Origin of the sequence: Halocatena salina, from assembly GCF_023115355.1 — an archaeon.
GTDB classification, from domain to species: Archaea; Halobacteriota; Halobacteria; order Halobacteriales; family Haloarculaceae; genus Halocatena; species Halocatena salina.
Genome location: NZ_CP096019.1, coordinates 876282 through 901898, shown reverse-complemented (window position 1 = coordinate 901898; position 25617 = coordinate 876282). Strand labels below are relative to the sequence as shown.

The 25617-nt window shown below is 59.0% G+C and carries 26 protein-coding genes, 1 tRNA gene and 1 pseudogene; 13 read left to right on the top strand and 15 right to left on the bottom strand.

All coding sequences use genetic code 11. The features are described 5' to 3' along the window. Positions 1 to 12: 12 nt before the first annotated feature. The 7 genes from MW046_RS04535 to MW046_RS04505 form a co-directional block, all read right to left on the bottom strand. Positions 13 to 522 carry a GNAT family N-acetyltransferase gene (locus tag MW046_RS04535; RefSeq protein WP_247994380.1) on the bottom strand — a complete coding sequence of 170 codons (510 nt, stop codon included), beginning with the start codon at positions 520 to 522 and terminating at the stop codon, positions 13 to 15. Continuing rightward, positions 522 to 1727 (bottom strand): phosphoglycerate kinase, encoded by a 1206-nt coding sequence (locus MW046_RS04530; protein ID WP_247994379.1) that lies wholly within the window; start codon positions 1725 to 1727, stop codon positions 522 to 524. The genes MW046_RS04535 and MW046_RS04530 overlap by 1 nt, the downstream gene beginning before the upstream one ends. A 197-nt stretch (positions 1728 to 1924) precedes the next feature. Next, positions 1925 to 2452 carry a CBS domain-containing protein gene (locus MW046_RS04525; RefSeq protein WP_247994378.1) on the bottom strand — a complete coding sequence of 176 codons (528 nt, stop codon included), beginning with the start codon at positions 2450 to 2452 and terminating at the stop codon, positions 1925 to 1927. 93 nt (positions 2453 to 2545) lie between these two features. Then, positions 2546 to 3307, bottom strand: coding sequence for a GTP cyclohydrolase III (locus MW046_RS04520; protein WP_247994377.1), 762 nt, complete (start codon positions 3305 to 3307; stop codon positions 2546 to 2548). A 293-nt stretch (positions 3308 to 3600) separates the two neighbouring features. After that, entirely contained in the window at positions 3601 to 4152 is a 552-nt protein-coding gene (locus tag MW046_RS04515; RefSeq protein ID WP_247994376.1) for a hypothetical protein, read from the bottom strand. Between the two features lie 614 nt (positions 4153 to 4766). Beyond that, complete coding sequence (locus tag MW046_RS04510; RefSeq protein ID WP_247994375.1) at positions 4767 to 5105, bottom strand: DUF7344 domain-containing protein; 339 nt, start codon at positions 5103 to 5105, stop codon at positions 4767 to 4769. Between the two features lie 86 nt (positions 5106 to 5191). Then, the gene (locus tag MW046_RS04505; RefSeq protein WP_247994374.1) at positions 5192 to 5500 is read right to left on the bottom strand and encodes a DUF5785 family protein; all 309 of its coding nucleotides are present in this window, start codon (positions 5498 to 5500) and stop codon (positions 5192 to 5194) included. A gap of 280 nt (positions 5501 to 5780) precedes the next feature. Between MW046_RS04505 and MW046_RS04500 the strand changes: the two genes are divergently transcribed. Then, positions 5781 to 6428, top strand: coding sequence for a helix-turn-helix domain-containing protein (locus MW046_RS04500; protein ID WP_247994373.1), 648 nt, complete (start codon positions 5781 to 5783; stop codon positions 6426 to 6428). Positions 6429 to 6433: 5 nt separating this feature from the next. Here MW046_RS04500 and MW046_RS04495 read toward each other — a convergent pair whose 3' ends face one another. Beyond that, positions 6434 to 6991, bottom strand: coding sequence for a DUF420 domain-containing protein (locus MW046_RS04495; protein WP_247994372.1), 558 nt, complete (start codon positions 6989 to 6991; stop codon positions 6434 to 6436). 390 nt (positions 6992 to 7381) lie between these two features. Here MW046_RS04495 and MW046_RS04490 point away from each other — a divergent pair. Then, positions 7382 to 7765 (top strand): annotated as a pseudogene (locus MW046_RS04490) (alpha/beta fold hydrolase); the annotation flags it as partial. Between the two features lie 86 nt (positions 7766 to 7851). Here MW046_RS04490 and MW046_RS04485 read toward each other — a convergent pair. The 3 genes from MW046_RS04485 to MW046_RS04475 all read right to left on the bottom strand — a co-directional run bounded on the left by MW046_RS04485 (position 7852) and on the right by MW046_RS04475 (position 9207). Then, a tRNA-Leu gene (locus MW046_RS04485) sits at positions 7852 to 7936 on the bottom strand. 95 nt (positions 7937 to 8031) lie between these two features. After that, positions 8032 to 8670 carry a transcriptional regulator GfcR gene (gene gfcR / locus MW046_RS04480; protein WP_247994370.1) on the bottom strand — a complete coding sequence of 213 codons (639 nt, stop codon included), beginning with the start codon at positions 8668 to 8670 and terminating at the stop codon, positions 8032 to 8034. An 81-nt stretch (positions 8671 to 8751) separates the two neighbouring features. Continuing rightward, entirely contained in the window at positions 8752 to 9207 is a 456-nt protein-coding gene (locus tag MW046_RS04475) for a universal stress protein (protein ID WP_247994369.1), read from the bottom strand. Between the two features lie 185 nt (positions 9208 to 9392). Between MW046_RS04475 and MW046_RS04470 the strand changes: the two genes are divergently transcribed. From MW046_RS04470 to MW046_RS04450, 5 genes are all read left to right on the top strand, one after another. Further along, on the top strand, positions 9393 to 10850 hold the full coding sequence (locus MW046_RS04470; protein ID WP_247994368.1) for an extracellular solute-binding protein: 1458 nt from the start codon (positions 9393 to 9395) through the stop codon (positions 10848 to 10850). Further along, entirely contained in the window at positions 10851 to 11831 is a 981-nt protein-coding gene (locus MW046_RS04465; RefSeq protein WP_247994367.1) for a carbohydrate ABC transporter permease, read from the top strand. Between the two features lie 2 nt (positions 11832 to 11833). Beyond that, positions 11834 to 12757, top strand: a complete 924-nt coding sequence (locus MW046_RS04460; protein ID WP_247994366.1) for a carbohydrate ABC transporter permease — start codon at positions 11834 to 11836, stop codon at positions 12755 to 12757. Between the two features lie 4 nt (positions 12758 to 12761). Then, positions 12762 to 13904 (top strand): ABC transporter ATP-binding protein, encoded by a 1143-nt coding sequence (locus tag MW046_RS04455; RefSeq protein WP_247994365.1) that lies wholly within the window; start codon positions 12762 to 12764, stop codon positions 13902 to 13904. A gap of 323 nt (positions 13905 to 14227) precedes the next feature. Beyond that, on the top strand, positions 14228 to 15322 hold the full coding sequence (locus tag MW046_RS04450) for a Gfo/Idh/MocA family protein (RefSeq protein ID WP_247994364.1): 1095 nt from the start codon (positions 14228 to 14230) through the stop codon (positions 15320 to 15322). A gap of 10 nt (positions 15323 to 15332) precedes the next feature. On the opposite strand, the gene MW046_RS04445 is transcribed toward MW046_RS04450, so the two are convergent. Beyond that, positions 15333 to 16271, bottom strand: a complete 939-nt coding sequence (locus tag MW046_RS04445; RefSeq protein WP_247994363.1) for a carbohydrate kinase family protein — start codon at positions 16269 to 16271, stop codon at positions 15333 to 15335. Between the two features lie 100 nt (positions 16272 to 16371). Between MW046_RS04445 and MW046_RS04440 the strand changes: the two genes are divergently transcribed. Beyond that, complete coding sequence (locus MW046_RS04440) at positions 16372 to 16902, top strand: helix-turn-helix domain-containing protein (RefSeq protein WP_247994362.1); 531 nt, start codon at positions 16372 to 16374, stop codon at positions 16900 to 16902. 15 nt (positions 16903 to 16917) lie between these two features. Here the strand turns inward: MW046_RS04440 and MW046_RS04435 are convergent, their stop codons facing one another. After that, positions 16918 to 18210: an RtcB family protein gene (locus MW046_RS04435; RefSeq protein ID WP_247994361.1), complete on the bottom strand. Its 1293-nt coding sequence runs from the start codon at positions 18208 to 18210 to the stop codon at positions 16918 to 16920. Positions 18211 to 18315: 105 nt separating this feature from the next. Here MW046_RS04435 and MW046_RS04430 point away from each other — a divergent pair, with 105 nt between their 5' ends. From MW046_RS04430 to MW046_RS04415, 4 genes are all read left to right on the top strand, one after another. Next, positions 18316 to 19482, top strand: a complete 1167-nt coding sequence (locus tag MW046_RS04430) for a thiolase domain-containing protein (RefSeq protein WP_247994360.1) — start codon at positions 18316 to 18318, stop codon at positions 19480 to 19482. After that, the gene (locus tag MW046_RS04425) at positions 19479 to 19880 is read left to right on the top strand and encodes a Zn-ribbon domain-containing OB-fold protein (RefSeq protein ID WP_247994359.1); all 402 of its coding nucleotides are present in this window, start codon (positions 19479 to 19481) and stop codon (positions 19878 to 19880) included. The genes MW046_RS04430 and MW046_RS04425 overlap by 4 nt, the downstream gene beginning before the upstream one ends. Positions 19881 to 20074: 194 nt before the next feature. Next, on the top strand, positions 20075 to 21880 hold the full coding sequence (locus MW046_RS04420) for an ABC transporter substrate-binding protein (protein WP_247994358.1): 1806 nt from the start codon (positions 20075 to 20077) through the stop codon (positions 21878 to 21880). 3 nt (positions 21881 to 21883) lie between these two features. Next, complete coding sequence (locus MW046_RS04415) at positions 21884 to 22756, top strand: phosphatase PAP2 family protein (protein WP_247994357.1); 873 nt, start codon at positions 21884 to 21886, stop codon at positions 22754 to 22756. A 23-nt stretch (positions 22757 to 22779) separates the two neighbouring features. Here the strand turns inward: MW046_RS04415 and MW046_RS04410 are convergent, their stop codons facing one another. Together MW046_RS04410 and MW046_RS04405 are read right to left on the bottom strand one after the other, a co-directional pair. Next, on the bottom strand, positions 22780 to 23730 hold the full coding sequence (locus tag MW046_RS04410) for a zinc-dependent metalloprotease (protein ID WP_247994356.1): 951 nt from the start codon (positions 23728 to 23730) through the stop codon (positions 22780 to 22782). A gap of 285 nt (positions 23731 to 24015) precedes the next feature. After that, positions 24016 to 24372 carry a hypothetical protein gene (locus MW046_RS04405; protein ID WP_247994355.1) on the bottom strand — a complete coding sequence of 119 codons (357 nt, stop codon included), beginning with the start codon at positions 24370 to 24372 and terminating at the stop codon, positions 24016 to 24018. Between the two features lie 147 nt (positions 24373 to 24519). Here MW046_RS04405 and MW046_RS04400 point away from each other — a divergent pair, with 147 nt between their 5' ends. Next, positions 24520 to 25572 carry a M20/M25/M40 family metallo-hydrolase gene (locus MW046_RS04400; RefSeq protein WP_247994354.1) on the top strand — a complete coding sequence of 351 codons (1053 nt, stop codon included), beginning with the start codon at positions 24520 to 24522 and terminating at the stop codon, positions 25570 to 25572. The last annotated feature ends 45 nt before the right edge of the window (positions 25573 to 25617 follow it).

The following is a 25617-nucleotide window of genomic DNA, read 5'->3' as shown; positions in this document are numbered from 1 at the left end:
TCTATACAGTGATCACTCGTCCTTTGAGTGTATATCGGTTTCGTGTTTCGCCATCGTGACCCGATGGGTTGTGTAGCCGTGTCGTTCGTAAAACTGCTGTGCCTCCGTGTTGTTTGCCATCACATCGAGCGTGATCGTCTCGATGTCTTGCTCGTACAGTGATTGTTCCGCGGCTACGAGCAGCGACGAGCCGATCCCGTCTCCGCGGTGGTCGGGAACCACATACAAGTTTTCGATCAGCCCGGCGGCCGTCGTCTCCTCATACCGGCCCGAGTGGGCACTGAACATCACGAATCCGACAATATCGGTGACTAGGTCGCTCTCTGTCCGCTGGACAGCGGTGTCAGCGCGGGCGACGAGTAGCCCACCGGTGACCAGATGTTGCGTGATCGACTCCCGGATCGGCGTGCGGTTTGATTCTGCGGCGAGATGTGAGCCGTGATCCTGCTGACCACGGGCGAGCGCTATCCACAGATCCGTGAGCACATCCGCCTCGTTCCGATCGGGAGTGTCGATCTCCATCAGTTCTCAGCCCCAGAGTCGAGCGCCGTGACCGCCGGGAGCTGCTCGCCAGTCAACAGCGCGAGCGCCGCACCCCCACCGGTACTGACGTGGTCGAAGCCGGATAACCCGAGTTGACGGAGCGCAGCAGCCGTATCTCCGCCGCCGACGATCGAAAACCCGGCGTCAGTGGCACTGTTGTACAGTTCCTTGGTTCCGACGGCGAACCGTTCGTCTTCGAACACTCCCGCTGGTCCGTTGAGCACCACCGTTCCAGCGGTTTCGAACACCTCGGCGTACGTATCGATCGTTTCCTGTCCCACGTCGAACGCGGGCTGTTCGACCGGGAGAGACTCGATCGAACGCTCGATGCGTTCACCGTCACGCTTGATGGCGACATCGGAGGGGGTCTGAATCCGATCCGGAAACCGATCGAGCAGTTCTTCGGCGAGATCAAGTCGATCACGCGCGCGAGAGGTGACGACTGACGCCGTCTCCTCCCCGAGTGACACCCCATCGGCGTGGAGAAACGCGTTCCCGACGACTCCCGTCGTGAGAACCGTATCGGCGATTCCCGACTGAAGAACGGTTTCTGCGATCTCGATCGAGTCGTCAACCTTCGCTCCACCCAGAACGTACACCCGAGGCGACGGGCGATCTCTGATCTCACCCAGTGCTTCGAGTTCGCGTTCCATCACCCGCCCTCCAAAGCTCGGGAGTCGTTCAGTAAAGCCCACGATCGACGGCTGGGACCGATGCGCAGCGGCGAACGCGTCGTTGACGAAAACGTCGAGTACCTTCGACAGGCGTTCGACGAGATGGGTTTCGGCCGCGTTCACTGGATCGAACGACATGTTTTCCTCGCTGTAAAACCGCGTGTTTTCGAGCACGAGCACCGATCCATTCTCCAGCGTCTCAATGCGGTCTCGGGCCGCCTTGCAGAACGTGGCGTCGACGTACTCGACGGGCGCATCGAGCAACTCGTCGAGTCGGCGAGCGTGGGCAGAAAGCGACATGAACTCATCACCCGCGGGCCGACCCTGATGAGCGAGCACAGCAACACGGGCGTTACGCTCCGTGAGTTCCGAAAGGGTGCCGACGTGCGCCCGCAGTCGAGCATCATCCGCCAACAACCCATCCCCATCACCTGAAAGCGGGCTGTTGATGTCGACACGTACCCCGACTGCTGTCCCGCTGGCATCGAGATCATCGAGCGTCCGTATCATGCCCGTGGTTCCTGTGCGGTCTACGAAAGGTGTTGTGTTTGCTTCCCGATCTCCGATCAACGTCACACATCTTATTTTGATTGCGAGTAAACGATTGACTGTGGATGGATGTGCGATTATAAGAACATTGTCATAAATAGCGATTCTGGGACGATGTATCCGAAATTTCCACCACGATCTCAGGACGCTGATGATTGTCACACGTCGAGACAATCCGAACACAACGATCGTCCGTCAGTGACGGTAAGCGATCGAGTGAACGCACCACAGTCCTCACAGATCCCCTGGCTCGCGGCGTCAGCGTCCGTGTTGTCCGTGGATTCGTCGATCGGTAGCGCTTGTTCGTAGGGATCTCCCTGCGGAGCGGTCAACAGATCCCGCTCGGTCAATAGCCCCATCAGTTTGCCGTTTTCGACGACGAGCAGCGGCTTTGAGGAACCGATGAACCGATCGGCGGCTGCCTCTACAGACACGTCAGGTGTGATAGTTTCATAGTCGGTTGTCATCACGTCACCGAGCGTTGCGTCTGCTGCGTCGCCGGTGAGAAACCGCCCGAGGAGATCGTGGGTGCTCACCAGACCGACCGGATCGGTCCCCCGAAGCACCACGAGGTGGTCAGTGCGTTCTTCGAGTAACAGTCGGGCGCTCGCTGGGACGGAATCGCTCTCGCTCGCTCCGACGAAGTCGGGCACAAGCACATCTCGAACAGTGTCGTGTGTGACCATATACGGAGGTAGTCCGTAGAACAAGTAAAATGTGATCCGATAACATTATGAAACAAGCACTCGTAGTTCCGTATTCGCTCGGCACTGTCGGAATCACAGATCGAGGACGACGGCTGTCCCCTTCTCGCGGCACCGTTCGAGTGCTCGTTTTGCTGCCATTCCGGCGTCTTGTGCGGTCCGATCACGTCCCACGCCGACTTTCAGGTCGACGCCGACCGTCGACCGGACGTGTTCGACCGCGTCTTCGTACGCCGGTCGATCGATCGTCGAACAGACCGCAATGACGTTGTCACCACCGACGAAAAACGACAGTGAGTCGTGCGCCATCCGCATGTACCGCATCAGTTCGGCGTACCCCTGTTCGATCTGGATGAACGTATCGAACTCGTTCAGTCGGTCGGTGTACTCTCCGGTCGCGTTGTTCACGTCGAAATGAGCGATCTGGACGTCCTCGTCGGTTCGTTGGGACTCATCCAGCATTTCTCCCCGAAGGATCTCCTGCCGTGTTCGGTCTTGGGCGCTTCCCGCCTCTTGGAGCCGACTCGTTGCCTGCCCGAGTGCGTCGACCGGAGTTCGGTCGACGCCAATGCCGAGGCTGATCGTTACCGGGTACCGGTTGGCGATCGATTCTTGGATGAGTGCGTGGGCGTCGATCGTCATCCCGTTCGTCACCGCGATCATATTGTCGAACCGAGAGAAAAAGACGTAGCCGTTCCGATTACCGAACAGCTGGGAGAGGTCGGCGTACAGTCGCGATTGCAGTGCTTGCAGGTCGACTTCACGGCGTGGCTCGGGTGTGACAGTCCATGGTCCGTAGTTGTCGATCTGAATGAGGGTGACCTGCGTGTTCGTCACAACTGACATTGTTGGTTGGTGAATATTGGTGCTTCGATCCCACCTTTTTTCCGTTCGGGTGGCCTCCGGCCACCCTCACAGCGCGAGAGCACAGCTCTCGCTGGCTCTCACTCGCTGTCACCGGGCTGCGCCCGGTTGCTTGAGGAACTTCGTTCCTCTCTGCGCTCGCGAGAACGCAACAAAGATGGGGCAAAAAAAGCCGCTCGCTGCGCTCGCGGTGACTACACTTGCATCTCCCGCCCCGCTCCGCGACCGCTTCCGCTCCGCGACCGCCGCCGCCGACTCTGTTGTTCTCAGTCGTCAGCGTGGACGACTGGAGCCTTGTCCACGATACGAGCCACGTCAGGGTAACAGGCCCGCAATCCATCGGGATCGCCGCGCTGGCGATGGTGGCAGTACGCCGCCAGCGTTGTGACTAACGCGGCTGGGGCACTCGTTGCGTCGGGCTGTTCAGTCACCTCGGCTGGTTCCCGATCGTTTTCAGGTGTGTACACCGACTGGACGACGGTCCCATCGCGCTGTTCGTGATACCGCACGCGGCCACCGTTCTCGAACCACCCGGTGACGACCGACTCCTTTGCTGCGTCGTAGCGCGTGACGTTCGCAATCCCGGGCAGATCGTCGTACGCCAGCTGTGACTGACCAAGCCCGGCCGTCGCCAGTATCTCCTCGATCTGCGTGGCGTGCGCACAACCCGTACTCCGACACGGCCGACACCAGACCCCTTGCCCCACATCCACGACGTGGTACAGTTCGGCCTTCGAGATCGTCGCTCGATCCTCAACCATCGAGAGGTTCACCGACTCGCCAAGCCGGTCCCAGAACTGAAACACTGGCAACATCATCGACGGCCCTCCAATAGGGGGCAATCAATCCGATGCGCGTACCGCGACCGAACCGGCCGCCCACAGTTCCGACACTGCGGCGCTGTTTATTTTTCTGATACGATTCGACACCGTTACATGTCTCTGCTTCGTTCCCAATCATGGGTTTTCGTTTGCGGCTGAGAACCCCAGCGTCGGGTGGTGTGCACACCCGGCGCGTTTCAATGAACGCGCATGCGTTGCCGCCATGCTGGCGTTCTCGTTTATCGTTCCTTACTCCTTCACATATAAAGGTACTGATGTAACGAGTAATGTCATATCATACTTACAACTCCTTTCTCAGGGGGCGCTCTTCGGACGAGACTGAGACAGTACCGGTGGACGCTACTACCGATGATATTATCTATTCTTACTATCACTTTGACGGTGTGGCACGAGGACAAATAGTCTGTCTGCGATGATGCGGTTCGGTAGCAGTGCAGAGGCACTGCGGGCAAGATGCAGCACCGCGAGCGGGAGCTAACGAGTCGCAGCGCGAACGAAGTGAGCGATCGTCTCGTCAAGCGAGCGGCTTTTTAGTTCGGATTTTTTATACGAAGGTGGTTTTGCCACCCTCGTATAAAAAAAGTGAGTGTTTAGACCCGATCGAGCAGTTGATCGGCAGCTTCGCCCAGTTCGACGCTCGCGTTTCGGGAGTTGTACTGGATGACATCGGTTGCGGTGAGCTTGGGAAGATGGTGTTCGTAGAGACGTTCCTGAGCACGCTCGCGCTTGCGCGCTGGAACCGCCTCGGGGCGAACGGAGCGTTCGCGCGCGACAACACGGGTAGCGAGCTGTCTGACAGTGATCTCTCCGTCAGCCGCACGGAGTGACTGGAGCACGGTACGCCGATACGGCTCGGCGAGCAACTCCTCGATCACCGTTTCGGGTAATCTCTGTCCGGCGTCGGTCGTACTCGGTGAATCGACTGCCATGTCAACAGGTACGTGGTGCCGACTGAATAAGCGTGGCGCACGTTCACACGGAACGGGACACTCATGAACAGAGCGGGGGACGGCTGTCAGTCGCTCGTGGCGCTCCCAGTTTCGTACGGCCAGTTGCCTTGCTTGCGCAGCGCTCGGCCCATCGCCTGGTTGAACGACTGGATGTCTTCGAACTCCTCGGTCTCGACGTCCGCGAGCACGTCAGCAACGCTGACGACGGTTTCGTGGTCGATGCGAACTGGGTGATCACCGACGCGCTCTCGGAATTCGGCTTTGGACAAGGGAAAATCCTCTTCCTCGTCGACTTTCTTGGCGAGGATCGCCTGCCCGTACTTGCGCATCCCTTCGCTTCCCTCCTCGGCATCCGGATCGTGAGGCCAGTCCATGCTCGTGATTGAGGACAGTGCGAGGTTAAACGTTCCCTTCCGACGTTTGAACCGCACACGGAACTGACCTCTGGGGCTGTGAGACAGTCACGAACTGCCTCGTTCACACGATCGATCATATCATGTGGTTACAATGTTTCTTACAACGTACGGACCACATCGTTGCCGCCCTTCGGCGCAGAGACGAGCGGCAACCTGAATTTCAGTTCGTTTGGATGGGTTTGTCACAATAATCAGTACCGGCTCTCTACCACGTGGACGTACGAACAGCCCACTGATCATGAAATATCTCACGCTCTCACTGGGACCGACGGATCGCGCGTTCCACCCGATCGATCGGCATCTCACGACGCAGGAACACGTTACACGCGAGACGTTACTCCACCTCGATATCCGATTTAATGAGACGTATCTCGTGTTGTATCATCTCACAGGTCCTCGCTCAGTCATCGAGACGGCGATCACGACCCACGAGACCGTGCTCGACCATGAAATCGTCTCCGTTGATGGCGACGACGTGTACGCGTACATCCATCTTGATGTGTCAAACACCGACGGACACCTCGTTGAACTCGCACACGACCATAGTCTCATCATCGACACACCGATCACGTTCGACGCCGACGGCATGAACGTCACCTTGGTCGGGAACACAGCGCGGTTGGGAACGGTGCTTCAGTCCGTTCCCGGGGAGCTCACCGTCTCGGTTCGGAACGCCGGACGATACGATCCCGGTACCAACGACCTCCTGGCCTCACTCACTGACCGCCAGCGGGAAGTGTTCGAGACCGCTGTCGAAGCGGGCTACTACGACGTTCCCCGTCGCGTGACCCATCGTGATATCGCGGGTGAACTCGACTGTGCCCCCAGTACTGTCGACGAACACCTCCGAAAAGCCGAATCAGCCGTCGTTCCACACCTGTTCTGATTTTCCTAGTACACTACGTGCAACAGTCCGTACACGACGACGCCGAGGAAAAAGGAGATGAGCCAAAGCGGCGCGGCGATCCGAGCGACCCGCCGGTGATTCGTCGCGTACAGCTCGGAAACGGGACGCGTGAGCGCAAGCAACAACACGTAGTACAACAGCGGGATACAGACGATCGCAAGCAGGATGTGAATGGCCAACAGCGGCAGATACACGTACGTTTTGATCACGTCCGGTCCGAGAAACGGTGACGGCCCTTCGAGCGTCACGCGATACAGATACAACCCGAGAAAGGCGACAAACAGACCGAAGCTCGTCACCATCGCGTACTGATGTTTCTCGACCGCGTCGTTCCTGATGAAATACCAGCCTGCGCTGATCAACGCGATCGCAGTGAGGCTGATGCCAGCGTTGAGGTGTGGAATCACCGCAATGAGACCAGAGACGTGGGGAAATACGGTCGATGGGATGATCTGGAGAGCCGCTCCGAACACGAATCCGAGCGAGAGGAGAGTTAACACCCCCGTCACTGCTGGAACGTTCTGTTTGATCTGTTGGTGCATATCTCAGAACAGACACGGTACCGTCTTGCAGTTGTCGCTCCCGAAGCCTGTAGCCTTGATCTTCGGGCGCCGTTCTGTTTAAACGGCCTCACTACTGAGAGAACGACGTACCCCGGTTGTCCGCAAACGGGGGGTCGCGCTACCCCGTGGGAAGAGAGTCTGCCTTGGAAATCGGCAGGGCGTCGCCAGAACTCGATGAGTTCTAGCTGCCAACCAGAAACGGCGTCCGTTTCTGGTGACGATGACTCGCCACAGGACACCGCACACAGAGTCGGCAATCCCGATAGACGACGCTTGCGGCGTTTCAGTCCTGAAACCTCCCTCGACGCGAGGCTTCCCTTGTAGGAAGCCCCGCCCTTGAGGGCGGGCGAGGATATCACTGAGGAAGATGAACGCCGCGAGGCGGTAAAACGCTACATCGAACAGGTTCTCCACCCCGGTGGCAGTGACGATCTCGACGCCTGGTTAGCAGCGTGGTCAGTTTGGACGGAATGTGTAGACCTTGCCGAAGAGGTCCTTCGTATGAGTCGTGCCGTTGAGCAGTACCGGCTTCCAGACCGTCTCGATGTTGATGCTCCCGTGCTCGTACTGACCGGCACCGACGGACTGGATTTCCTCCGTGAGAGTGCTCGCGCTGTCCACACGGCCCTTCCGCACAGCAGCTTCGTTGAGTTCGACGGTATCAGTCACGGCGGACCCAGCGAAGCCCCAAAACTGATCGCGGCGGAAGTTGATTCGTTCCTAATGACCAATCAGGAACGGTCAAGCGAGTAACGTGACCGCTCCGATGCTACTCGTCCATCGCTTCGTGGAAAAGATGGCGAGAGACCGGATTCGAATCCGGTCTTGTTCTCCGCTTATGCGTGGGACCGGATTTGAACCGGCGGACCTCTACAGGACAGCGCCCTCAACGCTGCGCCGTTGGCCTAGCTTGGCTACCCACGCTCAGTGTTGCGTGCATCTAATCGTATTTCGTAGGCTAATAAAAGCCCTTCCCTTTCCGTCGTTCACTGCACACCGTTCCCAATGCATTTCACTCATCACGCATCGTTGCCCACGCGGATCACTTGGAGCAGTGAGAACACGGGGACGCCTTCGAGTTCTTCGACGCCTTGCTTGTCGGCAAGCACGACGCAGGCGACGGGCGTTCCACCTTTTGCCCGCACCGCTTCGATCGCCTCGGTCATCGTCGTTCCACTGGTGATGATGTCATCGACGATGTAGCAGTCCCGATCGCGGATCGTGGCGAAGTTCCGGGAGAACGATCCCTCTAGCTCCTCGATGTCGCCTTCCTCCCACTGGTGTTTGCGCGGGTTGTACGCGCTGAGATCTGTGTTCAGCTCTCGGGCGATCGTCGTGGCAAGCGGAGTGCCAGCCTTCTCGATACCGATCGTGAGATCGACCTCTTCGCCCTCTTTGGTGAGGAGATCGGCCATCGCCGCACCGGCGTACGACAGTCGACGGCTATCGCGTCCGAGCGCGCTCCAATCGACGTGAATGTCGTGTGGGCCGCCGACCTGTGCAGTCGTTCCCGGCGTCGTCTCTTGAACGCTGCCGCGTTCGATGAGCCAGCTAGCGGTCTCCCGCGAAACGTTCAGTTCGTCCGCGATCTCACCTTTCGATAGCCCTCGCTGGGTGAGATCCGCCGCGCTCTCGATCAGATCATCGACGTTCTTCATATGGTGGAGCTTTCATGGCTACAGGTATAAACATTCGAGGTGCCGATAGCGCTTCCCCCCCGGCGGTGAGGGGGAGTCGGGTCAGTCCCCTTGCTCTCGAACGAACGTCACCGGACAGGGAGCGTTCAACAGCACTTCCTGAGCCGTGCTTCCGAACACGGCCTTCCCTGTCGGCGAGCGCTTCCGGCCCCCGACGACGATGAGATCAGCGCCGATCTCTGTGGCGGTTTCGACGATGGATTCTCCGTGTGGACCGACCGACCCACGAACGGAGTGATCCACATTAGCAGCCGTCAGCTCCGCTTCGATCGATCGCGTCGTCGTGTGACGACGCGCCACTTCGTCCGGATCGACGGAGGATTCTGTCCCGTAATCGAGCTGAGAGCGGACGGTTTCGAACTCTTCGGCTGTGAATACGTGGGTGAGCGTTACCGTCCCGTCAGCCGGACCAGCGATGTCAATCACTGTCTGGGCCAGTAACCCAACTCTCTCGGCGTCACCTTCCCCGATCGCGAGAAGAACGGACTCAAGCGCCATACAGTATCAGTTCTCTAATGACTCATAAAAGTGACGCTGATATAATTCGTCTATCCTGTCATCCGCGATCCCGAGGAATCGCCGGAAACGCCCCCTTCAGAGAGATGATCGGAGTAACACATCAAATTTATAAATATAATTATAAACCAATAATTATATGTGGGTCCATGAGTCAGGTACTGAGTATGTCGGCGGATACCACACCGACCGATTCCCGGGATCGGATCTCGCGCCGCCGGTTTCTCGGGTCGATCGGTGCTTCGAGCATCACGGTGGGTCTTGCGGGGTGTATCTACGGGGACGAGGGCGAAGACGGAAACACGATTACGTTCGGGTTCGATCCAGTCCAAGTGAGACAGAACGGTGGTCGGATAAAACAGCTGTTTCACAATCAGGGGCTGTCCGAGGACATCACGATCGAGTTCATCGAAGGGAGCCAAGATTCCAGTGAGCGTCGTCAGAGTTACACGCAGTTGCTCCAATCCGATCAGGTCGATCCCGACGTGTTTTTGATGGACTGTGGATGGACGATCCCGTTCATCGTCGGTGGACACCTGTTGAACCTAACGAACGCGCTTTCGGGTGAGTTGCTCTCGACGATCGAGAACGACTACTTCACGGCCAGCGTCGAAACGGCGAAAGATCCGGATTCGGGCGATCTCTACGGCGTACCGTTGTTTCCGGATTTCTCGACGATACAGTACCGGAAGGACCTTGTAACCGATGCCGGCTACGATCCGAACGGCGAGGGATGGGCGACAACCCCGATGACGTGGAAACGGTTCTCGACGATCGCACAGGATGTACGCGATAAAACCGACGCGGACCACGGATTCGTCTTTCAGTTTGACACCTATGAGGGACTCGCCTGTTGTACGTTCAACGAGTTCATGAGTTCGTGGGGGGGCGCGTACTTCGGTGGACGCGAAAACTTGTTCGGGCCGATCGGTAACCGTCCCGTTACAGTTGACGACGAGCCGGTCGTTCACGCGTTGGATATGGTGCGCCAGTTCATCCACGGTGGGACCGACAACGAGGCGCTCTCGGGATATCGAGGGTCGATCGTTCCGGGCGACGTTCTCTCATGGAAAGAACAAGACACGCTCAGAGCGATGGAAAACGGGACGGCGGTGTTCATGCGCAACTGGCCGTACGCGATCGCTTCGTTGGCAGCCGAGGACGCGTTCGGCACCGATTATGGCGTCATGCCACTCCCGTACGCGGTGTCGTCGGAGAACGCCCAAGCATCCGGTACCGGGGGATCGACCTCTGCGCTGGGTGGGTGGCACATAACGGTCAACGCCAACACTAACCGGACGGAGATGGCGCTCGAACTCATCGAGGTCGCTATGAAAGACGACTTTCAGCTCGGTTTGTTGGGGATCACGGGCTGGATGCCACCCAAACCGGCGCTGTACGACGCGACGGCAGCTACAGAGCAGGAACCAGTCGGCCGGTATATGGAGACGCTGAAGATTGCGGGCACGAACGCGATCTCCCGTCCGGCAACGCCCGTCTGGCCCCAAGAGGCGACGGCTATCTATCAGCAGGTCAACGCTGCTGCCGCTATGGACAAACCCACGACGAACGCGATGACCGAACTCAAAGATCAGCTGCGATCGATCGAGAATGAGGTCACATAGATGAGCACGGAACCGACATCTACGGATACGGCGTCCGAGAAGGGTCGACGATCGGGACCGACCGCGAGCCTGCTGCGTTGGATCGAAGGGTTAAGCGAAACACAGTTCGCGTACCTGCTGTTGGGACCGGTGTTTCTCATTCTCGGTTTCGTCGCGTTCTGGCCGCTGGCGAGTACGTTCGAGATGTCATTACACGCGAACAGTCTCACGGAACCGCTCGGCGAATTCATCGGACTCGATCAGTACGTCCGGATTCTCACCGGCGAGAAGGTGTTGATCCGACCGTTGTTCGATCTCGACTACCCGTTGCAGAGCGCCATTATCGTGACGTTTCTGTTCACCATCGTATCCGTGGCGTTCGAGACGATCATCGGCTTCGGACAGGCCCTCGTGTTGGATCGGTCTTTTCGGGGGCGTCGGTTCGTACGGGTCGCTATCATCCTGCCGTGGGCGGTGCCCATCGTCATTCAGGGGATGATCTTCTATCTCATGTTCGATCCCACTGTGGGCTTTGCGTCACAGCCGCTCCAGCAGCTCGGTCTACTGGCCGACCAACCGTTCAATGACAGCGCCAGCTCGCTGTTGATCGTGATCGTGGCGGACATCTGGAAGACGTCTGCGTTCATGGCGCTGTTGATCCTCGCCGGACTACAGAGCGTCGACCGGGATCTGTACGATGTAGCGAAGGTGGCCGGAGCTTCGCGTTGGCAGCGATTCAGACGGGTGACGCTCCCACTCATCCTTCCGGCGGTGCTGGTCGCCGTCCTGTTCCGGACGATCGGCGCGATGCGGGTGTACGGGCTGGTCGTGGCCTCGGATGCAGGCTGTTCGACCGTTCCGACGCTGTCGTGTCTCGTCGTCGAAACATTGCTCTCGACGAACCAGTATGCGACTGCCGCTGCGGTCGCGTTCATCACTGCCGTGATCATCGGGGTGTTCGTCTCTATCTACATCGTTCGATACGCTCAGGAGGTGGTCTGAAAATGAGTACATCAACACCGGACACGGAGGATTCGGGACGGATAGAACGGTGGGTAACTCGCACGATCCATCGACCAGAACGCCTCTATCGGGTGTTGTTCTACGTCGCCATCTTCGGTTTCCTTTTTGGAACCCTGTTTCCGTTTTACTGGCTGGTCGTCATCGCGCTGACGCCGCGGGAGCTACTGGCCTCGGTTGGACTCACACCGAACGGGTTGCACTGGCAGTCGTTCGTCGAGGTGTTCGAGGTAGTCCCGTTCCACATGTACGTGGCAAACAGCATCATGCTCGCGCTTGGCACTACCGCGATCGTTCTCGTGGTTGCGAGCCTTGCGGGATACGTGTTCGGTCGGTTGGAGTTTCCCGGTCGACGACCGCTATTGTTGGTGGTGCTGGCGATCTCCTATTTCCCGCCGGCGGCGTTTTTCGTTCCGTTGTACCGACTGTTCGCTGGGAACGTCTCGTTGTTGGGGATCAGTAGTCCCAACGTGCTCAACACGCCTGCCGCGTTGCTACCGCCGTTTACCGCGCTGTTCATGCCGCTGTCGATCTTCATTCTCACCACGTTCTACGCCCAGATTCCCGACGGTCTCGAAGACGCTGCTCGTATCGAAGGAACGACCAGACTCGGCGCACTCGTTCGGGTGATCATCCCGCTGTCGGCACCGGGTGTAGCGACCGTCGCCGTGCTCACGTTCATCTACGTGTACAACGAATTTTTCTTCTCGTTTTTGATGACTACCGGGGAATTTACCGACTGGTCACCGCTGGTGTATGGCATACGCAACTATCAGACGCAGTACACACAACTGTACAACTTGATGGGGGCCGCCAGTCTCATCGGTGTGCTACCGGTCGCGATTCTGGTGGCTGTCGCCCAAGAAAAGATCGTCAGCGGACTCACCGCTGGCGCACTCAAGGAGTGAAACAATGGCACGCCTCACACTCGATCACATCACGAAACGCTATGAAGATGTCGTCGCCGTCGACGATCTGAGCCTCGACGTCGCTGATGGGGAGTTCATCACCCTCGTCGGTCCGTCAGGCTGTGGGAAATCGACCACCATAGAGATCATCGCCGGACTCACGAAAGCGACCGAGGGATCGGTGCACATCGGCGACCGGACCGTGACGACGCTCCCACCGAAAGACAGGGGGATCGCAATGGTGTTCCAGAACATCGCGTTGTTTCCCCACCTGAACGTCTTCGAAAACGTCAGCTTCGGGCTGCGACTGCGCGATTACGATAGCGCCGAGATCGAACGGCGCGTCGATCGAGCGATGGAGATCGTTCGGCTGGACGAGATGAAAGACCGCCGGCCAGAGGAGTTGTCGGGTGGACAACGCCAACGAGTCGCCATCGCTCGCGCGATCGTCCGGAATCCCGATGTCTTCCTGATGGACGAACCGCTCGCAAACCTCGATGCGACGCTGCGAACCCACATGCGTACCGAACTCCAGCGACTACACAAACAACTCGACACCACAGTGGTGTACGTCACTCACGATCAGGCCGAGGCGATGACGATGTCCGACCGCATTGCGGTCATCAACGACGGTTCCATCCAACAGTTCGCACCACCGCTTTCCTGTTACAACGAGCCACGAAACCTGTTCGTCGCGGGGTTCATCGGCTCACCGGGAATGAATTTTTTCGACGGAACGACGACCGCGGATGGTTTCAGCTCCGACGCTGTCAGCGTCTCATTCGACCATCTCTCCGACGTTCCTGACGACGTAACGCTGGGTGTTCGACCCGAAGACGCGTATCTCGCTGATTCCAAACGGGCTGATAGGCTGTCGGCTCCGAGCACGACGATCAACGCAGTCGTTGATGTGATCGAACCGATGGGTGATGAGACGTTCGTCTATCTCCTCTGTTCGGATGCCGCAACAGCGGACGAGGAGTCCGCTCAACTGCTCGTGAGCGTGCCACCGGAAACCGACATCGAGATCGACGAACGCGTCCACGTAGTTCTCGATCGCTCCCGGGTCCATCTCTTTGACAGCGCCAGCGGTGGGGCAGTCGCACACGGACTCGACCCCGAGAGCCCAGAGACCGACGCGACGTGATGTACTCACGACGACGGACAGCCGTGTCGCTCACTATTGACTGGAGGTCGAAACAGGGTCTCACCCCCGATCATTTCTACTGTAATTCATATGCTCTGTGTGAACACTTATTATCCAATAACATCCATTTCTGTTTCTAATATTGGATATTGTATTATCAAGTTCGGCCGATAGGACCGTCGATATGGCTTTCGAGTGGGTACACCCCGTCGTCGGCTGTGGGTCAAGAGATAACTTCGTGCCCATGAGTTGTCGCCACGGGGGGTGAACGGCGCGATTCCATATAGCAATACACATCAATCCTGCGGCTATACACTTCGCCAATGAGCAGCCACGTCCCCCATTCTATCGGAATCGTCGGTCTTGGCAACATCGGACGGTATCACGCCGAACAGCTCAGTTCGTTGACGGCACAGCTTGATGTCGAACTCGTCGGAGGGATGGACATCTCCCCGATGGCACGCGATCGGTTCGAGGAAACGTTCGGCGTGCCGACGTACGACGATTCCGAGTCGTTGTACGAGACGACCGACTCGGTCATCATCACGACGCCAAACCAGTACCACGAGGAGTACGCCGTGGGGGCACTGGCAGCGGACAACAACGTACTCATCGAGAAGCCGGTCGCCCACACGACCGACAGTGCAAAACGGGTGCGAGAGTCGGCCAAGAAATCGTCGGGACTCTGTATGGTCGGGTTCCACAACCGGTTTGCAAGCCCGGTTCAGGTGCTCAAGCAGTACATCCATGACGGGAGATTCGGAGAGATACATCATATCGAGGCGAAGTACATCCGGCGTCGAGGGGTACCCGGTCGGGGAACGTGGTTCACTGAGGAAGCGTCCGCCGGCGGGGGTGCACTCATCGATATCGGTGCTCACGCGATCGATCTCGCGCTGTATCTGCTCGGTTTCCCCCGCGTGACGGAGGTATCGGGCGTCACGCGGTCGGTGTTCGGTGACCGACCGGATTACACTCACCTCGAAATGTGGGGTGAACACGGCGACGGCCCCTTCGACGTCGACGATTCCGCAAACGCCTTCATCCGGTGTGCGGATAACTCGACCATCTCGCTCGATGTTGCGTGGGCTGCCAACCGGACGCCGAGCACCGAGTTCGTGATCCAAGGCACCGACGCTGGGGCGCGTTTCGATCTCTCCGACGGCGAACTCACTCTGTTCGAATCCTCTCCGACCGGTGCTCCACACTTTTCTGACACCGAGATCACGACCCGCGATGAAAATCCCCATCGTCAGGAACAACGTCGGTTCATCGAGGCGGTGAGGGGATCGGGACCGTTGTCGGTAAACACCGTCGAACAAGGGCTCGTCGTTCAGCAAGTGATGGATGCGACGTATCGTTCGAGCGAGCGCAACGCGGCGGTGACACTCGACGCCGCAATGCCGACGGCCGATTGAGACGACTGCGTCAATCGCGTGTTTTGCGGAGCGTTTCGATCCTGTCTCGGGTGGGTAATGCCGTCATCGCGCCGGCCGTCGTGACGGTGAGACCACCAGCTGCCGTTGCGATGTCGAGCAGTTCGTCCGGTGATCGATCACCGTCGACACACGCTGTGAGCAGTCCAGCGAGAAACCCATCGCCCGCGCCGGTCGTGTCGACGGCATCGACGGAGTAGCCCGGATGGGTGACCGTTGTCGCGCCCCACGGGGCAGCATCACGGGAGACGAACACGGCACCCTCGGCTCCGAGTGTCACCACCACGGTGTGAACCGACTCCACACACGCAGCACGCGCAAGCGAAACGGGATCGGCTCCGCTGAAGCCGATGGCACGCAGATCCTCCGTGGATGCTTTGAGCAGGTGGGTGTGTTTGAGCGCGTCACGGACGGTTCGTTTGAACGCCGGTCCCGACAGCTCGGGACGGGTGTTGGGATCGAACACCACCGTGCAGTTTGCGGTCCGTGCGCGTCGTGCAAGGTCGAGGATCGCCGTTCGTGATGGCTCCGTGGTGAGCGCAATACCACCGATCACCACCCAATCGACGGTTTCGAGCGCCGAATCCGGAACGCGACCGGTTGCAAAGCGCGTGTCAGCGGCAGTATCCTGATAGAACGTGAACGACCGATCACCGGCATCATCGTACGAAACGATTGCGAGCGTCGTTTTCCCGTCGGGATCGCGTTCGACGAACCGCTCAGGAATGTCGTTTTCGGCGAGCACATCAGCGAGATGCTCGCCCATCGGATCGGTCCCGAGACGGGTCCACAACCATGGCGGCCATCCCAGCCGGGATAGCCCGACAGCCACGTTCGCTGGCGCACCCCCAGCTCGCCGGATGAATCGATCGGGAGCGTCCGGAATGAGATCGATCAACGTTTCCCCGGCAACGAGTATGCGTCGTGACATACAGTCTGGGAGGGCGCGAGCACCAAAGTGACGTCGAACGGACTGCGTGAGACCACATCTTCGTGTAACTGTTTAAATAGCAGCAACCGAATACACGAGCATGGCAAAGTACTCGACCGGGGGTATCAGCTCCGACGACGAGGGGAGCTGTGAGCTGTGTGGTGCCGAGCGGACGACGCTCCACACCGAGCGGGTGGCTGGCGCGACACTCGCTGTGTGCCCCGACTGTCGAACGCGCCACGCCGAAACCGGCACACCGGAATCGGAGCGCGACGAGCACGGACGTGAAACCGGGACGCGTGATCCGGACGAACCCGACAGACGACAGCGGGCGGTGCACAACACCGCCCGAATGGACGATGCCCGATCGAGAAATCCCTCCGGCTGGGTGGACGATGCGGAGTATGAGGGCGATCCGCTTCCGTATCTCGTTCGGGGATACGCCGATCGGCTCGCAAACGCCCGGGCCGCTGCCGACCTCGGAACTGCTGATCTCGCTGAGGAGTTGGACGCTTCCGAGAACGACATCATCGCCATTGAGGAAGGACGCGCTACTAGCGCGGACGTCGGTGGTTCACTGATCACGGCGATCGAAACACGACTCAACATCACGCTGACCGAGCAAACCTGACGCAACACTGGTCGACTACGACGCTTTGATGTTGTGGAACACGTCGAGTCGGTCGGTGATTCGTGCCGTCGGCTCGATCGACCGCTCGATCAGCTCTGCGTCTTTGTACGCCTGTGGAGCCTCATCGAGTGTGTCACCGTTCACGCTCCTCGAAAACACGTCGGTCATCGTTTCCTGGAACGCATCGAGTTCCACCTCTCGGGTTGCCTGTCGTCGGCTCATCACCCGCCCCGCCCCGTGCGGAGCGGAGCAGTTCCAGTCTGGGTTCGATTTCCCTTTACAGATCAGGGTGCCGTCGCGCATGTTGAACGGAACGAGAAACCGCTCGTCCTCGTAGGCTCGCGTCGCCCCTTTTCTGATCACGAGATCCCGAAAGTCGATGTAGTTGTGGACCGACTCGATCTCGTCTTCGAGCGTCGCCTCGAGGACCGAACGGATCTGCCGGGCCATCTCCCGGCGGTTCTCGGCAGCGTACTGCTGTGCGAAGATCATATCGACGAAGTAGCCGTCGGCCTCTGTTCCTTCGAGGTAGTCGAGCGTTTCGTTCCGGTCGCGGTCGGTCAACCGTTCCTGGAACGAATCGATGCGACGGCCGATCTCCTCGCCCTCATACTCCTCGCGGATGCGCTGGATCTCCGCCTCCACGTCGATACCACGGGTGTCCATGTGCTCGGTCGCCCGTTCTTGCCAGTGGGTTGCGATCTCATACCCCAATCCCCGGCTCCCGCTGTGGATGACGACCCACACGTCGCCGCTCCGATCGCTCCGGGCGAACTCGATGAAATGGTTGCCGCCGCCGAGCGTTCCGATGCTGTCGACTGCACGCCCCTCATCCATCCCAACGCGACGACACAAGGAGATGAAATACGATCGATCGTACCCATCGAACCCTAGGTCACGCCCGTAGCTCTCTTCGAACCGTTCGAGAACGTCGTTCGCCTTCTGCCATGGAAACGCCGCCATGTCGTAGTCTGTGTCGGAACGGACCGCCGATCCCATCGGAATCCGGGAACGGACTGCACGATCCAATTCCTCACCCGACACCGACAGCTCGGACCCAACGTTGACGGCGTACAGCCCACACCCGATGTCGACACCGATGGTGTTCGGAACCACCCGTTCACCCAATTCCATCGTGAAGCCGATGACGCTCCCTTTCCCCCAGTGGGCATCGCTCATCACACACACGGGATTCCGAAAGGCGGCGTGGTCCACCAGCGTCTGGAGCTGTTCGTGGGCGGCCTGCCCGAGTTGGTCTTCTTCGAGAAAGACGCGGGCAGTCGTCTGCTCGCCCTCGATATCGAACATGCACGCGGTAGATGATCAGCGAACTAAACGCCACCGGAACGGACGGTATTGTGACCTAACACGATATCCGTGTAGCTTTGTGATTGCGGGTCGAATCCACTAGTGATGACACGAGCAAGTGTCGTTGGGACCGGAATGACGACCTTTGGCGTTCACGAGTCGTCACTGCCCGAGTTGTTCGCAAGGGCAGCGCTTTCGGCCTACGACGACGCGGGCGTCGATCCCGCCGACATCGACGCGTTCTATTTCGGGAACGCGATGGGTGGTCAGACTGAAAACGACACGCATCTGGCACCGACGCTCGCCACTGAAGTTGGATTGGCCGGGGTTCCAGCACAACGGTTCGAAGACGCCTGTGCGACCTCCGCCAACGCGTTCAAGAACGCGGTCCAAGCCGTCGAGGCAGGCATCCACGACACGATCCTCGTCGGCGGGGTTGAGCGATGCACGCCCGAAACCGGAAAGGGAACGGGAGAGATGACCCGGATTTTCGCCTCGGCGTCACATCGGCAGTACGAACAGCCCACTGGACTGACGTTTCCGGGCGTGTTCGCCCTGCTGACCAAACGTCACATGCACGAGTACGGCACAACCGAGGAGCAACTCGCCCACGTGGCCGTGAAAAACCACGGGAACGGGACCCACAACCCGCGTGCGCACTTTGGCTCCGAAACGACCGTCGAGGAGGTACTCGACTCGCCGATCGTCGCCGATCCGTTCCACCTCATGGACTGTTGTCCCTTCTCCGACGGCGCGGCCGCTGTCGTCGTCACTAGCGACGACAGCGCGGCGTCGTTCGACGGTCCAGTCGACGTGACGGGTGTCGGTCACGCCACCGATCTCGTCCCGCTCGGGTTGAAACCGACGCTCCATGCGACCCAGGCCGCACGCGACGCTGCGACCCAAGCCTACGAGCAGGCCGGTGTGACCGCCGACGAGATCGATTTCGCGGAAGTGCACGACTGCTTCACGGGAGCAGAAGTGCTGGCGAGCGAAGCGATCGGCTTCTTCGAGGACGGACAGGGTGGTCCGGCGGCCGAGGCGGGTCGCACGGCGCTCGATGGGGACCGGCCGATCAATCCCAGCGGTGGACTCAAAGCGAAAGGCCACCCGATCGGTGCAACCGGCGTGGCACAGATCGTCGAACTCACCGAACAACTCCGTGGCGAAGCTGGCGACCGACAGCTCGACGATCCCCAGCGGGGTCTGGCGCATAATCTCGGTGGAGACGCCGGAACCACGGTCATCTCGATCATGGAGGCACGAACATGAGCGCGAACATGGACGAAACTGTGAGCGTGGGCTATGAGGCGTGGGCCGATGCGTTGCGATCCGATCGCATCCTCGGGGTGTCCTGTTCCGACTGTGGAGCGACGTACGGCACCCCGATTTCGGTCTGTCACGACTGTGGCAGCCGGAATCTCGAATCAGTCGATCTCCCGACCGAAGGAACGCTGTACTCCGTCACACGGGTCGAGGTTCCGCCGACCGGCTTCGAAGGACCGTATCACGTCGGAATCGTTCAGGTAGGTGCTGCCCGAGTCACGGCGCGCATCGAGACCGATGCTGATGACGCTCCTCCGGAGATCGACGATTCTGTCGTCTTTTCAGGTGTCATGGAAACGGACGACGGACTACCAGCGCCGGTGTTCACGACCGAAACGAGCTGACCGACGCCATCGCTCCTCCGTGGACCGTTCCTGTTCGTCCACGCGGACGATCCCGGACGAACACCCCGCTTGTCGGTGTTTCAGACCTACGTTTGGAACGATGATGAACGTTTCCGGTTGAAGTCCCAAGAGATATTGGATCGGCATGACAATGGGCGGAGAACGATATGACACGGCCGCAAATTACCACCTCTATGCGTCGACGGAACGTTTTGACCTTGCTTGCCGTCAGCGCGACTGCCCTTACTAGCGGCTGTATTCGTCGCCTGCGAACGATTACCGGCTGGGAACCGTCGGATCAAATAACGCTCGAAATCAAAACCGTTTCGGCCGATGCAGATCCCTACGCACTCCGTCTTGCCAACCAGGTCGCCGAGTGGCTCCGAACCGGAGGGATCGACACTAACGTGACACCGATGTCTGACGAGGAACTGCTCCGACAGGTGCTGTTGAAACACGAGTTCGATCTTTTCGTCACTCGCGCACCACAGTGGGTCCGACAGCCTGATGGACTCTACTCGTTGTTGCATTCGGGGTTCACGACCGCTTCCGGCTGGCAGAATCCGTTCGGATACGCGAACCTGAACGTGGATGGACTGCTACAGACCCAACGCACGGACAGCGGCAAGCGCCGTCAGGAGGCGGTTTCACAGTTACAACAGACGGTCGCCAATAGCCAACCGTTCACCCCTCTCGCGCTCGCTGACGACATCCGGGCTGTGCGGAGCGACCGGTACACCAACTGGCGGAGTAAGGACCTCCGCTCATCGCTTGGCTACCTGGCATTGGATCGGGTCGCTGAGGACGAACGAGACGAGGACGCTCCGAGTCCCCCCGAAGAGCTTGGCGTGGTGATGAACGATACGCGTCTGACAACCAACCTGAATCCGCTGAGCGTCGAGTTCCGACGCACGGATGATTTGACCGGACTACTCTACGATTCGTTGGGATACGCTTCCGGTCTGAAAACGGTCGATCCGTGGCTCGCAGACTCGTGGGAGTTCTCCAAGGGGAACTCGGAACTGTTTGCAACGGTTCGAATCCCTTCGGGGCTGACCTGGCACGATGGCACGCCGCTCACGGCTGAAGATGTCGCGTTTACCTACGCGTTTCTGTCCGATACGACACTGGGATCCGGGATCGAAGACGACAGTACCGATGATACCACGGCCGTTCCTGTCCCTCGGTTCCATGGGCAGAGTGATCTCGTGTCCACCGTTCGAGTCGTCGATCCACAGACGGCTGAGTTCCGGTTCGGAGAGTGCCATCCCCAGGCGGCCAAACGAGCGTTCACTGTGCCGATACTCCCAAAGCACATCTGGAACCAACGAACGAACCCCTCCTCGATCGGCGGCATCGAGGTCGGCACTGCGACCGACGCCCTCGTAACGAAGAACATCCCGCCGATCGGAAGCGGACCCCTCGTGTTCGCGCAAAACGATCCTCAGAGAAGCGTGACGTTCGATACGTTCGATAACCATTTCCTCGCTCGAACGGACGAATCCAAACTACCGAACGAACTGGCTAGCGGTCCCGCGTTCGATCGACTCACCGTCCGCGCCGTGGGCTCTGATGTCGCCGCTGTGGAAATGGTCGCCAGCGGCGAAACTGACGTGACGGGAACAGCCGTTGGTGCCGATAAAGTCCCGCGTATCGGCCGCAAAAGCGTACTCGATCTGGTCGTCAATCGCTCGACGTCGCTGTATATGGTGGGATACAACGCGCGCCAGTCGCCGCTCGCAAACGCTCGGATTCGAAACACGATCGCCCAGCTCATAGACAAGAGATATCTCGTCGAGGACATATTCAACGGATACGCACAGCCGGCTGTGAGTCCGCTCACCGGAACGGATTGGCTTCCCGAGAGTCTTCAGTGGGATGAAACCGATCCCGTGACGCCGTTTCTTGGAACGGACGGGGAACTAGACGTAGCGCAGGCACGAAAGGCGTTCCAAACGGCTGGATACCAGTTCGACGATGGAAAGCTCGTGGGGAAATGATCGATGAACTTGATGGAGATCTTTTCGGAGGTAGTGGTCGTCGTTTCCCTGCTCCTCCCGGTAGCCTTGATTTTCGTCGTGGGTCCGAGTCGTCTATGGAAGTCCCTCTCGAATCTCAAACCGAAACTCAGGGAGGCAGCTCCCGTTTACGTGGCGCTCGGGATCGTCTTGGGTATCAACAGTATCGCTCGTGACACCGGTAACAACCTCTCGTGGATCATCGGTATCAACATTACTGGCCACATCCACACGTTCGAAGGACAGTTCGTTGCCGACCTGCAATCGATGGCAACGCCGGCGTTGACGACGTATTTCAGCGCCATCTACGTCTTTGGATACACGTTCTTGCTGGTGTTTCCGTTGTTCGCCTACCTCCTCCACGACGACCTGCGGCCGCTCTATGAAACCGTTACCGCGTACATCCTCAACTACAGCGTCGGTCTAGTCTGTTACATCGTGTTCGTCGCGTACGGGCCGCGAAACCTCATCCCGGAGCTGGTCGAACCGTTGTTGTATACGAATTGGCCCCACTCACAACTGCTGACGAGCGAGGTGAACACGAATACGAACGTTTTCCCGTCTCTTCACACCTCGCTGTCGGTTACCGTCGCACTCCTGTCGTACCGGTACCGGGACGTGTACTCTCGGTGGGTCCCCATCGCGTGTCTGCTTGCCGTCTCGGTTGCGATCGCGACGATGTATCTGGGGATCCACTGGTTGACAGACGTCGTCGTCGGGACGGTCCTTGCGGTCATCAGCGTTGCCTTGGCGATCCGGTACGGCGAACGGTTGCACCGTGGGCCGAGACTGTTCGCAACCGATTGGATCGGATACCGGGCGGTCACGTACGTTCGAAACTGGCGGCGAAACGACTGAGTACAGCGGGCCTCGAATCGCACTCACGTGGGCATCCGTTCGAGCCACAGCGTGGGATCGTCGAGTTCGGTCTCAGTCGGGAGGTTGTCCGCTTGCTCCCACACCAGAGCAGCGGTGTCGAGGTCTCGTTTGTCGGCGACCGTTTCGAAGAACTCCTTTCCGCGCTCGTACTGGCGGCGCTTGCGGCCAAGTCCGAGCAGACGACGCATGAGCTGAGTCACCAGTCCGCCGCCGTGACGACGGGCATCGAGTTTACGACGGAGATCGTCGTACTCGGCGTCGAAGGCCCGATCCATCAGTAGTTCGGCGTAACCTTCGACCGCGGTCATGGTTGTGTCGATTCGATCGAGATCGAGTCGGCTGAACTGGCCCGAAGAGAGCGTTTCGATGACCTCTTCGATCAACCCTTCGAGGTGGTCGGTGAGCCATGGTGCGCCACCGAATTCGGCTGCATGAGCCACCTCGTGGAACGCGATCCAGCGCCTGAACCGATCACGGTCGACCGACAGCTCCCGAGCGATGCGTTCGATGTTCGGATGTACGAAATACAACGCGTGTTCATCGCCTGATGAGAGCAACAACGGATCGTACTGTCCGAGAACGTTGTTAGCAAGAAACCCCATCGAGACTGCCATCGATCCGGTGTTGATCGCCCGAACGACGCCTGGTAGATGGTTGAGTTCCGAATCGACCCCGTCGAGAACCCGCTCGAACGTCGTCGCATTCGTGTCGATCCAGTGGTGGCGATGTTGAATCTCCACTGTCGAAGGGAGATCGAACGTCACGCCCCCGATCGAACGGATCCGATCACGTGCGATGCGAACGTCGCTCTGGTACCCCTCGATCTCTTCTGCTGTGAGATCGAGATTCCCCGGCTTCGTGCCCGCTTTTGCGGACTCGGTCACCGCCGACCAATCGATCGGTTCGGTGCCGGACGCGTCCGCAACAGCTCGTACGGCGCGATAAAAGTTCATAGAATTCAAAGGCACGCAGGACGCAAAGTCCTTCCGCCTATGCGGACACGACGCCCGGCACTGCGTCACTCGTGGAATGACGACTCCCATCGATCGCCGCCCATGGCCGCATCCTCTGGTCAGCAGTAGCCACGGTGATCGTACACTCTATCTAAACTGACCGTGAGTGTGTACGTTTCAGAATATTACGTATTGACGATTGTTATATTCCTGCTGCTTAGTGTGGGTTATCACGAAAACAGAAACAAATATATCATATAGATGAAGGGTGGGGTACGGAACTGATCACGGGGTTTGGTCGGGTTCTTTCGAATCCCTTCTCTTTTTCATAGCTATGGATAAAACGATGAGAAAGAAAAGGCCCACGAGCGCTGGAAGGGCCTTCCGGGATTCATCTTCTTTCGCATCCGGTGATGGGGAGCGATCAACGTCCTGTTCGGGTTCGTCACCACCGATTCGACGCTTGAGCGCGATGACACCCCCGATAATCGTCGCCAAGAGGAGGGTTCCGAGTCCGACGATGCGTTTCACACCCGAACCTGACGAGTCGTCTGACTCACCTTCGACGGATCTCTTATCGCCGCTGAACGGCGCGTTAAACGTCGGATCGTCGATCTTCAGTTTGAAGACGGTGATATCCATATTACGAGTAGGACTGGCAAACCCATAGGGATTTGCACCACGCGAGATCGACCTACCCAGCACTGATTCGCCAGCAGGGATCTCGTTTTCGTCACGACGTATTCTTCCGATCGTGGTGTTCATGTGTCCTAATAGCTAACGTCGTCTATGAACGACAGTCAGCGGGATTTTCTCGACGAACTGCTGACGACTGCTTCGCCATCGGGGTTTGAGCACGCCGGACAGCAGGTGTGGATGGAGTATGTCGAGACGTTCGCGGATGAGGTACGGATGGACGCCTACGGCAACGCGGTAGCGGTCCACCACGGGGAAAACGACACGGAGATCGCGTTTGCCGGCCACGCCGACGAAATCGGGCTGATGGTGCGGGCCATCACCAACGAGGGGTTCCTGAAGCTGACGAGCGTCGGTGGAACCGACAAAACGGTCACACGGGGCCAGCACGTCACGGTCCACGGCGAGAAACGAGTTCCCGGCGTTATCGGACAGACGGCCATCCATCTGCGCAACGACGACGACAGCGTCGACGACATTGAGGAGCAACACGTCGACATCGGTGTCGACTCCCGAGCGGAGGCGGCGGAACTCGTTGAGGTCGGCGATCCGATCACGGTGTCCGGAGAAATCGCGTCATTGCACGGGACGCGACTGTCGGCTCGTGGAATGGACAACCGGATCGGTGTGTGGGCCGCGGCGGAAGGACTGCGGCGGGCTGCCGAACGCGACGCCGATGCGACAGTGTACGCGATCGCCACCGTCCAAGAGGAGATCGGCTTCAAAGGCGCTCGGATGGTCGGCTTCGACCTGACGCCCGATGCGTTCGTCGTCGTGGACGTGACCCACGCGACCGACTCCCCGTCTGTTCCCAGCGAAACGAGAGACGATGTCGATATCGGAGCGGGTCCGGTGATCGCCAGGGGCAGCGCCAACCATCCGCGTCTCGTCGAACACGTACGGGATATCGCCGAGACCGAAGGGATCGACGTCCAACTCCAAGCTGCCGGTAGTGCCACTGGAACCGACGCTGACGCCTTCTACACCGCCCGCGGTGGCGTGCCTTCTCTCAACGTCGGTCTCCCGAATCGATACATGCACACGCCGGTCGAACTCATCGATACCGACGATCTCGACGCGATCGCGGCGCTGCTCGGTGCGGTGGGTGCGCAAACGGACAACGTGCGAACACTTACCACTAGGTAAAACGAGTTGGATATAGTACTAGAATCTGTGGTAGCTACTCACACT